Below are 15068 nucleotides of genomic sequence, written 5' to 3'. Positions count from 1 at the left end.
GTCGTCTCGCTGGTCGCTTCATGAGCCATGAATGCCTTTGCGTCATCATCATTGATACCTGCCTTCGACGCCGAAACCTGACGCTGATCGAGGAGCGTCCGTTTCTTCAGCGCTGGCTGTCGCTCTGCGAACCAGGAATTCTGTTTTATCTCCAAAACATTGAAACGCTGAACGACTGGCGGGACCTGAAGGAGAAAATTCACGCCGTCGCCGCGCGATCCGCGTACATCCTTCCCGAAATCCGGAATCTTGCTCGTGAGCGTCAAGCGTTCATCGGCGCGATCCTACCGGAGATTTCGGCGATCGGGACCTATCAGGCCGGAAACCCCGGCGCGCTCTTCATCCCCGAACCCGATCCCACGCCAGAGGCCGACAAGGAAGGCTCAGGAAGCGACGGCGACGGCGGGGCCGCTGGTCAGGCTGGAACCACAAACGCGACTCCTAAGCCGTCTCCGGCCGAGCCGGGGGCATTCATCCCGATGACTGAGGAGGAGCTTGCCGCGCTCCTCGATGAGGCTGCCGACGATGACGACGACGCGCTGAAGATGGGGGCGATGCTATGAAGTTTTATGATCTTTTCGCCGAACCTCCGGCAACCAACCTCGCATGGCAGGTGGTCAACATCATTCTCCCTTCGGACCTGACTTCGCCGTGGGGTCGGGCGCTGGCCGTCTTCGCGTCGGCGCTGACCATCATCGCCACCAGCATGATTGCTTGGATCACGGTTCAAGGCATCGTTCATAGCGCGTACACGGGGAAGGTTCTGGGAGAGAGATTTCACCAGATATGGGCTCCGCTACGCGTCGTTCTCGGGCTTGGCCTCCTCGTGCCGATCTCGGGCGGCTTCTCGCCGATCCACGAGACCATAAAACAAGTGGTTCTCAGGCCCGCGATCAACCTTGCGGACGCGACCTGGCTGACGTTTGTCGAGACGGTCGCGAAGGACGGAACGCCGATCATCCCGGTCAGCGCCGGGGGATCGGGGATCGTCTTCGATCTCGCCGAGCATGAAATCTGTCTTGCCGTCGCCCGTGCAGCGGGGGAGCCGTGGGGGTATTCCACCCCGCTCCCGTCCGCGACGGGCGAGCTTCACAACGGCGGCCTGTTCTCCAATCCGACTGTTGCATGGTCATATGGCCGCGATTGCGGTTCCATGGCGTATACCATGCCCGCCGAGCAGCCCGCCTTTGCGGAAGCTCGACGGAATGCTATGGGGGCACTGGTGACCGCGCTCCGGGCGAAGGCAGCGACCTATGCCGAGACCTTCAGGGACGGCAAGAGCATACCGACACCCGAGGCCGCCGTGAACGCAGTCGGACAATCAATGTTGCCTGCTGGCCTTGCCGCTGAAATCCGGTCAGCCGGCGCGGCATACGACAAAAGGATTTCGGAAGCTGCCGCCGCTGAGGCTTCGAAGGTGGAATCGGATTCCCGTTCAAAGCTGGTCGATGCCGCGAAGGCGCAAGGCTGGATGAACGCCGGGAGCTACTGGCGTAGCCTCTCCCAGATTTCAGAACTGACCGTCGCGTTGACGACGGAGAAGCCAGAGCGGACGGCTCCCCGGCTCGACAAGCTGGCGAGTTTTGAAACTCCTGTCAGGAACGCCCTCGACACCTTGCGCTCACAGATATCCGGCGAGCAGCTTCAAGCCGCCCTGACGGCCGATGATTTGGCGGCGGCCGGGGATGCGTCGGCCGACTTCCTAACAAAGATACTGGGTCCAATGTCACGCGATCTGGGCGAATGGCTTTCTTCCTCGAAACCTTCGACCGATCCGATGGGCGATATCATCTCCTCTGGTCATGTCATGATCGCAGCTGCAGGAACCGCGATCCTTGGGGGCGCTGCCGTCATGGTCGGCGCCTCGAATTGGTTCAGTGAGGCGATCGGCGCGAACGGAGCCGCGAGCTGGTTGTTGGACTGGTCCAAGCTCGCGATAGGGGCTTTGTGGCTCATAGGCGCGATGCGGGCCTATGTGCTGCCGATGATGCCGTTCCTCTTCATCGGCATTGCCTTTATTACCTGGGCGGCTGCAATCTTGGAGGCCATGGTTGCATCGCTGCTGTGGGGCCTCGCCTTCCTCAAGATGGACAACGGCGATTTCATCGGGCAGGGCCAGCGGCAAGGCATGATGCTCCTGTTCAACGTCGCCCTTCGGCCAGTCCTCGCCGTGTTGAGCTTGTGCGGTGCCTACCTGCTTTTCACTGTGTCCGTCAGCACATTGGATTCTCTTTGGGCAACCGCATTTTTTGGGCAAACCGGGGGCCACATCGCGGGCTTGAGCGGCTTGCTCGTGTCGCTGGCGCTGAAGACATACATTCTGTGGGTCATCTGCATCAAGCTTTTCGGCCTCATCGCGAACCTTCCCGACAGGGTGGGCGCGTGGTTCGATGTTCCGACGACGGGCCAGTTCGGGGAATCCGGACACGTCGGAGCCATGGCGGCCGGAGCGGTCGCGCTGGCCTCGCGCTCGACGCCAGGAGCGATCCCGACGCGAGGACCCGGGAAGTCCACTGCGGGGGCGGACGATTCCGACTCCTCGTCGGCTGCGCGGATCAGCCGGGGGCGATAGCAGCTCCCGGCCTCCCTCCCTGTTGTTCCTCTCACCGCCGGCGGCGACCATGGAAGGAGCAACAGGGAGGGAACACCTTATGAAACTGATACCGCTTGCTGTCATCGGCGCGGCGCTCATGGTCGGCAATGCAGAGGCAGGAACGCAAATCGTTTGGCGATCATCGACCACAGGGGCAATCGCGGCCCCGGCGACGACAGAACCGCCGACAGAGACACCGCCGCCGATCGTCACTCCGCCATCAGGCCCCACGTTGACGCTCTCGTATTCTGGACAGCTCGCCGTCTCCGCCGGCGCGAGCGTTTCGCTCTCCCCGGTCGTCTCGCACGGCAGCGGACAGTACACCTATTCCTATTTCCAATCCTTGCCGCTCGGCCTCACCTTCGACGGATCGACAGGGAAGCTCGGCGGCAAGGCCCTCGTTCGGGGGAGCTATTCAATCTCGATCGCAGTCACCGACAAGGCGAGCGGCGATTCTACCATGACATCAATCACGCTCGTAGTGTCCTGAGGAGAGAGCAATGTATCATCTCATCGTTGGCGCGATCTCTGTTGCCATCTTCGCCGCTCTCACATCGCTGATATGGTTTGGCGGTCACCAGTGGACCGATGCCAAGCTTCGGGCCGAATTGGTCGCGGTCAGCCAGCAAGAACAGCAGATCGGCGGGGCCTTGATGCTCTACCAACAGGATAACGTCCGCGCTCCGAACGGCGAGAATGCCGCGTTGCTCGACCAACTCCATAGCGGCGGCTATCTGAAGGATGTCCCGCCCGGAGCATGGTTCATCAGCTCTGACGGGACGAGGATCGGGAAGCCACTCGACGGCCAGACGCCAGAGAGCTGCGCGAAGTTGAATGCCCTTGCCGGGTTCGATGCGGTCTGCCCGCCTTGCGATTCCGAAACGGACAAGGCCGCGCCGATCTGTCAGCAGCCGCTTTGAATCGCCGCCCACTCGCTCGACTCCCCTACGGCGCAATTGGGTAGCGCGGGGGTCTCGCTCGCTCTCCCTGTTGTCCCTCTCGCCGCCGGCGGCGACCATGGAAGGGGCAACAGAGAGGACATGCCATGTATGAGCTTGAAACCAGAATCGAAGAAATCCACCTGACCGCGAAGCGGTTGGCAGAGGGGCTTTTGCTCGATGCCGTCGAACAACGTTTCCGCGACCGCGACATTGCCGAGGCGGCGCGGTTCTACCATCAATCCATTCTTCGTCACGAAGACGCGCAGCGGTGGCGCGAGAAGGTCCGCCCTGATGACGATCCTTTCCGGCTCGATGACGAGGCCGCTCCTGGTGCCTTCACCACCTACGACGCATGGGCGGCCTCGGAGGATCGCGCGGCCCGGAAGAAGGGATGAGCGCCATTATGACCACGAATATTCAGAAGCTCGTTCATTCCATCATCGACGGTGAACGTCACTATTCCGCGCTCTTGCAGGGTCTCATTCTCCAAGTTAAGCGCGATCCAGTGATGGGGCCGCGCTGGAAAGAGGCAATAGCGCATGGGGACCGCAAAACGGGTGTGGATGCCGCTCTTTCTCTCCTCCGGGAGACGCCAACATATGGCGGGATCGTGAAGCGGATCGAGGCCTATGTGGAGGAGCTGGCGAAGCTCATGGCCGATGCCACCAAGGCCATGCGCAGCGGCACCCCTGACCAGAGGTTGGTACGGCTACTGGAGATGATGGCATCGGAGGAATTTCGGAGGCAGGAAATCGAGCGCCTCGAAGGTCCGACAATCCCCGCCTCCGAGCTGAATCCGAACATGCGGCAGGGCGGCATGGTGAAGCGTCCAAGCACGACGCACTGAGGAGTGAGCATCATGGATAAGCGGAAACCTCGCCTCTACTTCACGCTTGTGGAACTCTCAACGCACGAGAAAGCCGCCCTTCTCATTATGCGGTTTGCCGACTCTTTTGGCGCGCAGCTCACCGGACATAATGGATTCCTTCGGCAGGTGTCCGCCAAGGTCACCTCTCCTGAGTTCGCGACGTGCGAACTCGCAGAGCTACTGATGTATGTCGGGAAAGGATTTGAGAAGGTGCACGGGATCAAGTTTGATCTCATGATTCCAGAAGCAATGTCCGTTGACGAGTGGGCCGAGAATATGGAGAAGCGGGCGGACGATCCTCGATATATCGTCTTCGAACGTCCCGGCGAAAAGGGTTGGTTCTACGGGGTCGATGCCGACGATCTACCCGCTATGAGACGGGAAATCCGTGAGGACGTACTGGGCCCAGAGGGGATGAAGATACTACGTGCCCGCGTCCGCCTACAGAGCGAGCGGAGGGGCCGCGCGCTCCACTAGCGCTGTAGGCTCCCGGAGCGAGCGGGCCGCACTTTCCCTCTTGCAATGGGTTCGGATTGGCGTCAGCATTTTCTTGTCGGCATGACAATCGACGCGGTTTCGCTCCCTATAAGGGATTAGGAAATAGCCGGGTTCAAACTTGGTTTTCCATTGTTATCGCTCCCTTTGAGGGATTTGGGATCGGGAGGCTTCGGCCTCCCTTTCTGCATTTCAGGGGTATCTATACCCATCCTGGTCCCGCGAACGCACTGTACAGGCTTCCCCGAGCCTCATTTTTCGCGGCGATCGCGCTTTTTCAGCGGTTTCGGGTAGATCGAGGCGATTTCGTCGGCAATCCGCCGCTGTCGCTCGATTCCCGGATCACGGCCCAGAAAGGCCCAAAAGGCGCGGAGAATGGATAGGATTCGTTTCATTCCGCTGGTCTACCAGTCTCGCGCGTGGGCGTCGATTGACCGCCGCGTCGCCGGCGGCGAACATGAATAGGGCATCGTCCCATGTTCCATCACGCGATGTTTCCTTGGCCCTCCTGGTTGGCTCACCAGGAGGGTTTTTCTATGCGGCCTTGCGCGGCTCTTCCTCGATCGGCTGCGCGACGACCTGGGGCCGCTTGCGGCGCTGGTCGCCTTCGGCCTGGTACTCGGCCAGGAGCCGCAACGCTTGCCGAAGGTCAGATTGCGGGTTCCGCTTCATAGATTGGAATTCTGGCACGACTTCCAGTGTTGCAAGTTCCAGCGCCGAGACCGCGAATGTCTTCCCGCCGAGCAGCCGCCGAGCGCGGCCAGCGAGCGACTTTACATTCCTGGCGGACTGGCGAGACCGTCCGCGACAGACAAGCCATTGTAAAAAACCGCCCTGTATATCAGGGGCTGATTTCCCGCCCTCGCGGTCGAGGACGACACGGCCGATTGACTCCGCAACGGGCGCTGGGACGGCATTCGCAATCATCTGGAACACATCGCGCTGGCTGCTGGCCTTCCACTCCCACCACATCGGAAAGCCTTGGATCCGAGAAACCTGGTCGGTGGAGAGGACAGCCGTTTCGGATGCCGCAATAGGGTCGTCAAGGTGTGGGGCAGAAAGATACTTCGGCCCCGGCCGCTCGTGTGAGGTTCGCGTGACGGTCGGGAAGGGTTCGTCGATCGAGCGAACACCGCGGCCGGCGCGGACTGGTCGGCTATAGACGAAGCCGTTGGCAATAAGCGCCACATCATCAGGATGCGGCCCTATCGGCCGTTCCCAGATCGTCTGGCCTAGCTCATGTGAAGACCAGATCGAGCGCCGAGCTTCCGAGGTCGTGGAGATATTCGCAGCATGAGGGGTAGAGCTTCCGAAAAGGTCGCGCAAGGTCATCGGCTGGGGTGCTGCTGCAGCAGCGATCGCCGAAGCTAGGAATCCATCGCGCTCCCCGATCCTTCCGACGACGATCAGGCGTCGGCGGCTCTGGGGAACTCCATAGCGGGAAGCATCGACCTTCGATTCCGTCAGGCCGTATCCTGCCGCCATCAGAACTTGCCGAGCAGCCGCCCACGTTTCCGACTTCATGGCATTGATGACGTTTTCCATCATGAACCAGGTAGGTCGAACGGTCGTAACAAGGATCGCGAAGGCGAGCGTCAATTTCGCGTTCTCGGCCTCCTCGCGGCGGCCGGCGCTGGAATAGTCCGTGCAAGGTGGCCCCCCGGCGATCATGTCGGGAGCGAGTGCCAGCAACTCCGGAACGATACCGAGAATGTCGCCCAAGTCCGTGACCTGGGCGCGATCCCCGCCGAGATTGAGGTTGTAGTTTGCCACCGCGACGGGCCATGCGTCATATGCCCTGACGATTTCGAATCCCGCTTGCTTCAGACCGAGAGACATTCCCCCGGCCCCGCTGAATAGCTCCACAACTCGCACTTAAACCCCTGCCATGCCGTAACGTGAAATCACATTACGAACATGGGCGGTCGATGCTTTCAAAATCGTTCACTTGATGAACCTGATTTTGCCGCCGTTTGCGGCCTTCCGGCTGGCATACTCGGCATCCTGTAGAGTCCGCGCCTGGTCGTATTTCCGGGAGAGGTCTGGGGCAAGCTCATCGATGATCCCACGAAGCTTCGCTTGCGCGTCGTCGGACGTAGCGCCGGGGCTATGCTTCGATAGGGCCGCGTGAACGTCGTCGGGATCCTGACCGTGCTGCTCGATGCTCTCGACGATCGTTGCCTTATGCACCCTGTCCCAATCGACGCGCCGAGGATCGGCAGCACTCTTTAAGGCTCGCATGGCATGTCGTCCGAGGGTGTAGGCGGGGCCGAAGGCGTCGGCCAGTTCTGGAAGCCGCTGCACGCGGGTCTTGAAATCGGTCATCATGGTGGATGCTCCTGTCAATTGAGGTGTCCGTTTTCCTCTTCCCGCGCTTCGGCCAGTAGTTCGCGGGCGAACTCGAAATCTGGGCGCATAAAGCCGCGACAAAGCCACAAGCGGACATAATCAAGGAAACGCTCGTCGTCGTCGCTGTCGCTGAACGTGGTCTGGCTTCACATGCTTATCGATCTGGCTCCATCGACCATCCTCGAAAAACAGGACCGCTGCGAAGTAGGAAGGTAGGCGCATGACTGCCAGCGTGCCGACCTCGCCATCACTGTCAACGATCACCTCTCGATAGAGGCGAATACCGTTCACGTTGCCAAAACCCTTGTCTGCATCAATCGCCTCTGCATGCTGCCGCTGGGCAAGATTGGCCGGGATCTGCGAGGCACGTTCCTTTGCTCCGGGTGTGGCATCTGTCCACACGCTTCCCTTGCCGCCTCTGGTCGTCTTCGCTTCGTAGCGATAGCGGACGGTCTGCCTCTGGTAGAGGTCGCGGAACACTTCCGCGTCGAAGTCTGCGAACTGGATCAGTTCATCACCACAGTCCCCGCGTGTGTGCTTCGCTTTCATCTGTTTTCCCTCCCTGGTATCGTATCAGGGTGGACGCGCCGGCGGCATAGGACTAGGACCAAGAAAACCAATCAGGAGGAAAATGTGAGCATCCAACAGTCGCAGAAATTTTTTATGGATTTGGGCAGGCTACTAGGAGAACTGAAAGCCGACTTAGAGGTGGTCGTTGAATCGAAAACAGACCTTCCGTCAGAAGTCATCGATGGATTCAAACTCCACATAGACCAAGCCGACGCGATGGAATCGCAGATCAACGACATCGTTGCGCAAGCTGCTCTGACGAAGCGCGGCTTGTAAGGAATGCGATGCCGGGGGTAGTCAGTCCCGCGCCCATAGGCGCTCCTATGGCTACCACCGGGAACCGTTCATCGCATGCGAGAATTCCCGCGTTCCAGGCGCTATGCTGAACGCTCCGATGCTCTCATTGTCTGCTCAAAGGATGAAAGGGATCGGCTTAACCCCGCCGGCTATTGCTCCAGCTCATAGCTCGGCGCCATCCTTTCCGAAGGAAGCCAGCAGCGGGCGGTTGCACCGCCCGAACTGGCCAAGGGAGGGCAAGCCCTCCCTGTGGAACCCACCCGCCTCGTGCGGAGCGAACCCGCACGTCGGAGACGGACACCATGTCGCGATCGAAATCCCGCAAGGCGACCTCTGTTCTGTCGTTTCGTCTCAAGCCCAGCGAGCATGAGACGATCCGGCTGGCTGCCTCGGCCCGTGGTGTCGGGCCGACCACGTTCGCCAGGCGCGCGACGTTCGCGGCGGCTGAGCTGCCAGCGCCGCGAACCGAGCGTGCCGCGAACCCGCGCGCTGCCGATCTCGCGAAGGTCCTCGGTCAGCTCGGACGCATCGCGTCGTCGGCGAACCAGCTCGCCCGGATCGCGAACTCGACGCGTTCCCCGGCATCCGCTCCGGCCGTGCTGGCGATCGTCGACGAGCTCGCCCGTATCCGACAAGAGCTTGTCGGATGATCGGCGGCATCGGACGGCACGGCCGCACGAAGCGGGACAGCCGCAACCTCGCGACCCACCTGCTGAAGGAGTCAGGAGCTACTGTTGAGATCGTCAACAGCGTCGCCCCCGACCTTCGGGCGGTCATGTCCGATATGGAGCTGGCTCGCGACGGCACGACTGCCGATGCGGCCTTCCTGCACGTGTTCATCTCGCCATCCCGCGACATGTCCCGCGACGAGCTCCGGCAGGCCGGCGAACTCGTGCTGCGTCATTTTGGTGCCGAAGAACACCAGACCGCATTCGTCTACCACGACAAGCCTCGCCAAGGCGGCGAGGGAGGTAGACATCTGCACATGGTCGTGGGCCGCGTCGGACCAGAGGGTAATGTCCTACCCTCTGGCTTCGAAATCATCCGGATGGAAACCGCCATGCGAATGGCAGAATTCGAGCTGGGCGAAATCGCCACGCTCGGGCGCCACCATGTCTCTGGCATACGGTGGCTCCGGGCAAACGGTCGGGCCGATGTGGCTGACTGGCTGGAAGCTGCCCATGGTCCCGATCCCGACAAGCCGACTTCGGCTGCCTCGCCGTCGAAGCGGCAAACCCTCGCGCGGAAGGGAATCGAACTTGCCGATGCCGCCGATATCGTCCGCTCGGCCTGGGCCGCATCTGACGGAGGGCGCTCCTTCGCGGCCGCGCTACGCGCCGACGGACTCGACGTGGTCCCCGGCGAGAAGACCGGGGTATTCGTCATCCGACAGGGCGCCGTGGAAATCGGCGCCCTCGACCGCATCGTCAAACTCAAGCGCCGCGAGGTCGCGGCACGTATGGAAGGATTCGAAAATGAGCTTGAAGAAAATCAGCAGTCCGACGGAGGGCTTCCAGATCGTGTACCAGGAAGCCCGGAATGCGACGGTGGCAGCCGAGAAGCTGGAGCCCTTGCTTCAGCTCCTGGACAACTCACCGACGGAGGGGCCGTCGCCGATCGAGCAGCTTCAGGAGGTCTTGGAATCGATCCTGACGAGCCAGCGCCTGCTACACCAGTCGATGCTGGAGTTACATCAGAAAGTAGACGCCGCCACCTCGACGAGGCGAGGTGGACGACTGGCCTGAAAGGATTTTCGATCACGGCGGCCATGCGGACGGAAATGGACAATGTTGCCATCCGTCAGCTCGATACACATTCGACTCTGCTACCGCGCCTTCTGTCGCATCAGCTCGTGCGGCTCGACTGGGGCCGTATTCGGGAGCTGGCCGAGGACCTTCGGCGCTTCATCAATATCGTCCGTCGGAAAATCAGATTCGGTGACCGACCGAAGATCGAGCCGCAGCCGCGATATTCTTCTGTCGAAGTCGATAGCAAATCTGATGCCGGATTTGCCATTCACCCCAGGTAGTTGTTTCGTATGCGGAACGATGTAGCGTGGCGCTTGACCCGTGTCCGCCGTCGATCGACCATTAAAAAACGCCGCGTCATTGGGCTGGAACCCTCGGCGGCGTTTTTAGGAATGTATTCACATGATTGCCTGCGGCGACATTGATGTAAAGACCCCGTCGATGGGTCAGTGAGCCGAGGGCTGGCATATCAGCCAGCCCTGACATCAGCTTCTCACACTCTACCGCGTCAACAAATTTGGCTCGACGGTTTCGAGGATCGCTATGCCGAAGCACAGCGACACGCCAGCCGGGTGCGTATCCGGAAAGCGGAGCAGCGCGATCAGCGCGCCGAACGGACCCTAGACTTCGACACTGCGACTTTTGCGCGCCAAGCGGCGGAGCAACGCGAAATGGTACGGCAACGACTGAGGCGGGGCTACATTCAGTCTGGCGAGCGCCAGATCGGCGGCCGGTGGCGCAGTGGTGTTTGGGAAATGGGCCTACGATCGGAAGAAAACACGGTCCTTAAATATTTCGTATCCCTCGTCCCGAGGGGGAGCCGAGCGCGAGCATCATGGGACAAGGCGCATCTTGAAAACCAGTGTCCGCAAAAAATTCTGACACTGGATTATCCCTACATCGAGTTGAACCGGGAGTTCATGGCAGCGTTGCGCGTAGACTGCGACGGCGTATTTCTGAGCCCTGCCGCATGTCTCGCCGCCCTGACGGAACAGGTGCGCGATGGTCGGGTTCCGTGCCTGCCGCACATCATCGTCGGCGATCTGCTGAAAGATGGTCGCTATTCCCGTCCGCACTTCGTCTGGCTACTGCCGCAAGGATCGGCAGTCTGGCGGAGCGATGACAAGCGGTGTCGGCAGAAACCAATCCGGTTGTTCGATGCTGTAGCTCGTGGCCTCGCGGCGGCGCTCCTCGATCTCGGTGCCGATCCAGCGGCTCCGACGATGACCGGGCGCATGAAATGCTCTACGTCGCCGTTCTGGCACACGATGACACCGAATGACAATATCTGGCCAACCCTCACGGAGTATTCGGATTATGTCGACACCAACGTCGGCCGAGCCGTCCTCGTGCGGAAGGCTGCTGCTACGCAATCCGGGCTTGGCCTGACGGCATCGAACGCGATCTTCGACGCGCTGCGTATGGAAGGCCAACGGCTCCTGGCCGAATGGCATTTCGGAGCGGACGCCCGGATGCGCGGTAGTCGTGTCGCGCTGGCCGATCATCTTCATGAGGCGCTTGCGAACTATTCCGACAAGAGCGGTCTTGAGGACAAGACTGTCAGCTATGTCACGGCAAAAGTCGCCGACTATCTGGTCGCGCACTTCGACCCGGTGAAGCTTGAAGGCAAGGCGGTGAACCGTGGCAAGTTGCTCGATGTCGTGGATGGCCTGAAGACGGTCACTGAGCGACAGTCGGCGGGTGGACGGTATTCGGGCAAGGTCAAGGGCGCGAACACACTCCAGCGGCTACGAGAAGCGCACCAACGGCTCATCGTGGCGGGCGGGATCGTGACGCGGGCGGCGCTGGCCACTGAAGCGGGCGTTTCCGTCCGCACGGCAACGGCTCGGTGGAGCGAAGTTGTATCAATTGAGAATGCACAACCTAAAAGCGGTGAAAATAGGTGTATAGATAAAAAGGTAGCCGCGCGCCCCGGCCATACCGAAACAACCCACCCACCTGCAACGGGGTGTCCGTCCTCCGTCAGAACATCGAGGTTTCGGTGGAAATCGCAATCGCCGTGACACCAGTAAAGAATCCAGCCCTCCGATGGGCGCTTGAAATCTCCGACAGGTTCCGAACACAGCTATCACTGGCCGCGCTGAATACAACTCGTCGTGGTGAATCCGGAAAGCAACACCAGCGCAAGAACGGAACTAGCTTGTTAATGTTCTGTTTTTGTTCTATTGGTAAAATCCTGCCAAGATGTCAGAAAGATTCCCAGTGATTGTGCGAGGTGATTCATGTCCTACTTCTCGACTCTGCGCCAGAAGGCTGGTCTCAGCGTCCCGGAAACAGCCGAACTTCTCGGCTACAACGAACGCCAAGTCTATAGGTGGGAGTCAGGGGAGAACATTCCTCGCAAGGTCGTAACGGACAAGCTCGAAGCGCTGAGACTGGAGCGCTGCGCGTCCGTTACCCCAGAGCACTCGTTCAACTTCATCGATCTGTTCGCTGGCATCGGCGGTCTTCGTCGAGGATTCGATGCCATCGGTGGGCGTTGTGTTTTTACGTGCGAATGGGACAAGCATTCCCAGCAGACCTATCGCGCCAATTTCCCAGACGACGATCATGAGATCTGGGGGGATATCCGGCAACTCAAGGAGCAGGACATTCCTGAGCACGATGTCCTTTTGGCAGGGTTCCCATGCCAGAGCTTCTCGATTGCAGGCGTTTCGAAGAAGAACGCCCTCAACCGACCGCACGGATTCGCATGCGAGACTCAAGGGACGCTCTTCTTCGAAATTCAGCGAATCCTTGCCTACCATCGACCGAAGGCCTTCCTGCTCGAAAATGTCAAAAACCTCGTCAACCACGACAAGGGGAGGACATTCGCCGTCATCCGCGATGTCCTTGAGAACCAGCTCGGCTACACGATCCAGTTCAAGATTCTCGACGCGAAGTCGTGGCTGCCGCAGCACCGCGAGCGTATCTTTATCGTCGGCTTCCGGACTGATCAGGGCTTCAGCTTCGACGACCTGCAGATCCCTGACGTGCTTAAAGGACCGACCCTCAAGACGATCCTGCATCCCGAAAATGGTGAAGAGGCCCCCGAGAAACCGTTCACGGACGGCAACATCGGAGGTGTATCGGACAAGTACACGTTGACCGACAAGCTTTGGGCCTACCTCCAAGCTTATGCACAGAAGCACAAGGCTGCGGGCAATGGTTTTGGTTTCGGGCTTTTCACACCGGAAGGTATCGCACGTACACTCTCTGCACGATATCACAAGGACGGTTCTGAAATCCTGATTTCCAGAGGCGACGGACGCAACCCCCGTCGGCTGACTCCGCGAGAGTGTGCCCGCCTCATGGGCTTCGACGGGCCGGGCGAGAGCAACTTCCGAATTCCAGTCTCCGACACACAAGCCTATCGCCAGTTCGGCAACTCGGTTGCGGTACCAGCCGTGAAGGCTGTTGCGGAACTGATGAAGCCATATATTCTTGACTACCAGGAATTCGATGAAGCCATCAGAAAGCGGGCTTGATGGCCGATATCGTCAGCCCCGAGAAGCGCAGCGCCATGATGGCGGGCATCCGAGGCAAGGACACCAAGCCCGAAATTGCGATCCGCAAAGCCCTTTTCGCGCTCGGATGGCGCTATCGCATCCATGACAGGCGGCTACCTGGCAAGCCTGATATGGTTTTTCCGAAGCGCAAGGCTGTGATCTTCATTGAGGGCTGCTTCTGGCATGGGCACGACTGCCATCTGTTCAAGATGCCATCCTCTCGTCCGGACTTCTGGCATACGAAGATAGATAGCAATCGGCAGCGCGACGTCCGCGTCAGGATCGAGCTGCAAAAGCTAGGCTGGCGATACCTGACAGTTTGGGAATGCGCACTCAAGGGTAGAACGAGATTGCCATTTCCTGCCCTCATCGACACGATCGTCGAATGGCTCGAATCAGCAAAGCCGATGGGGGAAATCGAAGGGGTGAGAGATGGCGCTGGCTGATCTGACTGACTGGATGAACGAGTTCGGTCGGCCAGGATTCGTCTGGTATGCGAAGAGACTATCTGGCAACGACACCCTCGCCAACCAGAGCCATCAGGCAGGGCCCTACATCCCGAAGGATTTCCTCTTCGAGATGGTGCCGAGGATCAACAAACCTCAGATACTGAACCCCGATTCCTTCTTCGAACTCTACGTCGATTCCCACCCCGACGTGAAGACAATCCGGGCGATCTGGTACAATGGGAAGCTTCATGGGAAGACGCGCAACGAGACGCGTCTGACGGGATTCGGCGGTGCACAATCTGCGCTACTCGATCCTGACAGCACTGGCGCACTTGCCGTATTCGCCTTTCGTCCAGAAACAGAGACGATGGCAGCCGAGTGCCACGTATGGGTTTGCGGCGGGGAGGGCACTGAGGCGGACCTTGTCGAGGAACGCCTCGGCCCTGTTGAGCCAAAGATTCCTGTCATCTGGCGACCGGGCGTGTCGGAGCCGCAGGCTGACCTGTTCACTCGCGCTCCTCCAGCAAGGGCTTCCTGCTGGCTACAGCCAGAGGAGATCCCTGCTGACTGGTTGATCACATTCCCAACCGGACGCGAGATCATCGCCAAGACGATCGAGCTACGTTCGGCAACCGGAATGAATGCCGATGTCCGGCTACTACGTCGGCGTACATGCGAATTCGAGATCTTCAAATCTATCGAAGAAGCAAGCTGGCTCCCAAAGATCAAGGAAGGTTTCCACTCGATTGATGGCTTTCTTGGACTGGCGAACACGATCCTGCAGAGCCGGAAATCGCGGGCTGGCAAGTCTCTGGAGTACCACACAGCATCGATCCTGGAAGAAGAAGGGCTCGTGCCAGGGACGGCGTTCGTCCACAACCCGCTCATCGAAGTGAACAAAAGGCCCGATTTCCTTTTCCCGAGCGTCGCGGCGTACGAGGATACTTCGTTTCCGGCTAATCGGCTACGCATGCTCGCCGCGAAGACGACCTGCAAGGACAGATGGAGGCAGATCATCAACGAGGCCGATCGCATCCAGACAAAGCATCTTCTGACGCTTCAGGAAGGCGTCTCGCAGGCGCAGTTCACCGAGATGACGGAGGCGGGTGTTCGACTCGTGGTCCCTGCCGGGATACATGATGCATATCCGGAAACTGTGAGGCCTCACCTAATCACACTGGAAGAATTCATCGGCGATGTCCGGACCGCATGAGACGTAGATACTCTTGCCGAGTTCCATCGACGAACC

17 protein-coding genes are annotated in these 15068 nt (G+C 59.8%); 14 read left to right on the top strand and 3 right to left on the bottom strand.

The window, feature by feature from the left end; translation table 11 throughout:
- The first annotated feature begins 20 nt into the window (after positions 1-20).
- From EFB14_RS15830 to EFB14_RS15800, 7 genes are all read left to right on the top strand, one after another.
- A complete protein-coding gene (locus EFB14_RS15830; RefSeq protein WP_126826840.1) occupies positions 21-563 on the top strand; it encodes a hypothetical protein in 543 nt (180 codons plus the stop codon).
- Positions 560-2572 (top strand): DotA/TraY family protein, encoded by a 2013-nt coding sequence (locus EFB14_RS15825; protein WP_126826837.1) that lies wholly within the window; start codon positions 560-562, stop codon positions 2570-2572. The genes EFB14_RS15830 and EFB14_RS15825 overlap by 4 nt, the downstream gene beginning before the upstream one ends.
- A 79-nt stretch (positions 2573-2651) precedes the next feature.
- The gene (locus EFB14_RS15820) at positions 2652-3083 is read left to right on the top strand and encodes a putative Ig domain-containing protein (protein ID WP_126826834.1); all 432 of its coding nucleotides are present in this window, start codon (positions 2652-2654) and stop codon (positions 3081-3083) included.
- A gap of 10 nt (positions 3084-3093) precedes the next feature.
- Entirely contained in the window at positions 3094-3513 is a 420-nt protein-coding gene (locus EFB14_RS15815; protein WP_126826831.1) for a hypothetical protein, read from the top strand.
- Between the two features lie 125 nt (positions 3514-3638).
- Entirely contained in the window at positions 3639-3929 is a 291-nt protein-coding gene (locus EFB14_RS15810; protein ID WP_126826828.1) for a hypothetical protein, read from the top strand.
- Positions 3926-4381, top strand: a complete 456-nt coding sequence (locus EFB14_RS15805) for a hypothetical protein (protein ID WP_126826825.1) — start codon at positions 3926-3928, stop codon at positions 4379-4381. The genes EFB14_RS15810 and EFB14_RS15805 overlap by 4 nt, the downstream gene beginning before the upstream one ends.
- 12 nt (positions 4382-4393) lie before the next feature.
- Complete coding sequence (locus EFB14_RS15800; RefSeq protein WP_126826822.1) at positions 4394-4879, top strand: hypothetical protein; 486 nt, start codon at positions 4394-4396, stop codon at positions 4877-4879.
- A gap of 552 nt (positions 4880-5431) precedes the next feature.
- On the opposite strand, the gene EFB14_RS15795 is transcribed toward EFB14_RS15800, so the two are convergent.
- From EFB14_RS15795 to EFB14_RS15785, 3 genes are all read right to left on the bottom strand, one after another.
- Positions 5432-6763, bottom strand: coding sequence for a DNA cytosine methyltransferase (locus tag EFB14_RS15795; protein ID WP_425375426.1), 1332 nt, complete (start codon positions 6761-6763; stop codon positions 5432-5434).
- Positions 6764-6841: 78 nt separating this feature from the next.
- Positions 6842-7225 carry a hypothetical protein gene (locus EFB14_RS15790; RefSeq protein WP_126826816.1) on the bottom strand — a complete coding sequence of 128 codons (384 nt, stop codon included), beginning with the start codon at positions 7223-7225 and terminating at the stop codon, positions 6842-6844.
- 120 nt (positions 7226-7345) lie between these two features.
- A complete protein-coding gene (locus EFB14_RS15785) occupies positions 7346-7795 on the bottom strand; it encodes a hypothetical protein (RefSeq protein ID WP_126826812.1) in 450 nt (149 codons plus the stop codon).
- Between the two features lie 84 nt (positions 7796-7879).
- Between EFB14_RS15785 and EFB14_RS15780 the strand changes: the two genes are divergently transcribed.
- From EFB14_RS15780 to EFB14_RS15750, 7 genes are all read left to right on the top strand, one after another.
- Complete coding sequence (locus tag EFB14_RS15780; RefSeq protein ID WP_126826809.1) at positions 7880-8092, top strand: hypothetical protein; 213 nt, start codon at positions 7880-7882, stop codon at positions 8090-8092.
- A gap of 323 nt (positions 8093-8415) precedes the next feature.
- On the top strand, positions 8416-8763 hold the full coding sequence (locus EFB14_RS15775; RefSeq protein WP_126826806.1) for a plasmid mobilization protein: 348 nt from the start codon (positions 8416-8418) through the stop codon (positions 8761-8763).
- Positions 8760-10142 (top strand): relaxase/mobilization nuclease domain-containing protein, encoded by a 1383-nt coding sequence (locus EFB14_RS15770; protein ID WP_126826803.1) that lies wholly within the window; start codon positions 8760-8762, stop codon positions 10140-10142. The genes EFB14_RS15775 and EFB14_RS15770 overlap by 4 nt, the downstream gene beginning before the upstream one ends.
- A gap of 168 nt (positions 10143-10310) precedes the next feature.
- Positions 10311-11885 carry a hypothetical protein gene (locus tag EFB14_RS15765; RefSeq protein WP_126826799.1) on the top strand — a complete coding sequence of 525 codons (1575 nt, stop codon included), beginning with the start codon at positions 10311-10313 and terminating at the stop codon, positions 11883-11885.
- 219 nt (positions 11886-12104) lie between these two features.
- The gene (gene dcm, locus EFB14_RS15760; RefSeq protein WP_126826796.1) at positions 12105-13349 is read left to right on the top strand and encodes a DNA (cytosine-5-)-methyltransferase; all 1245 of its coding nucleotides are present in this window, start codon (positions 12105-12107) and stop codon (positions 13347-13349) included.
- Positions 13349-13816: a very short patch repair endonuclease gene (locus EFB14_RS15755; RefSeq protein ID WP_126826793.1), complete on the top strand. Its 468-nt coding sequence runs from the start codon at positions 13349-13351 to the stop codon at positions 13814-13816. The genes dcm and EFB14_RS15755 overlap by 1 nt, the downstream gene beginning before the upstream one ends.
- Complete coding sequence (locus EFB14_RS15750; RefSeq protein ID WP_126826790.1) at positions 13803-15032, top strand: type II restriction endonuclease; 1230 nt, start codon at positions 13803-13805, stop codon at positions 15030-15032. Before EFB14_RS15755 ends, EFB14_RS15750 begins: the two co-directional genes overlap by 14 nt.
- Positions 15033-15068 lie beyond the last annotated feature (36 nt).

It is taken from the genome of Rhizobium fabae (assembly GCF_003985135.1).
GTDB lineage: Bacteria > Pseudomonadota > Alphaproteobacteria > Rhizobiales > Rhizobiaceae > Rhizobium > Rhizobium pisi.
Note: the sequence above shows the minus strand (reverse complement) of the source record. Positions and strands in the feature narration are given on the sequence as shown.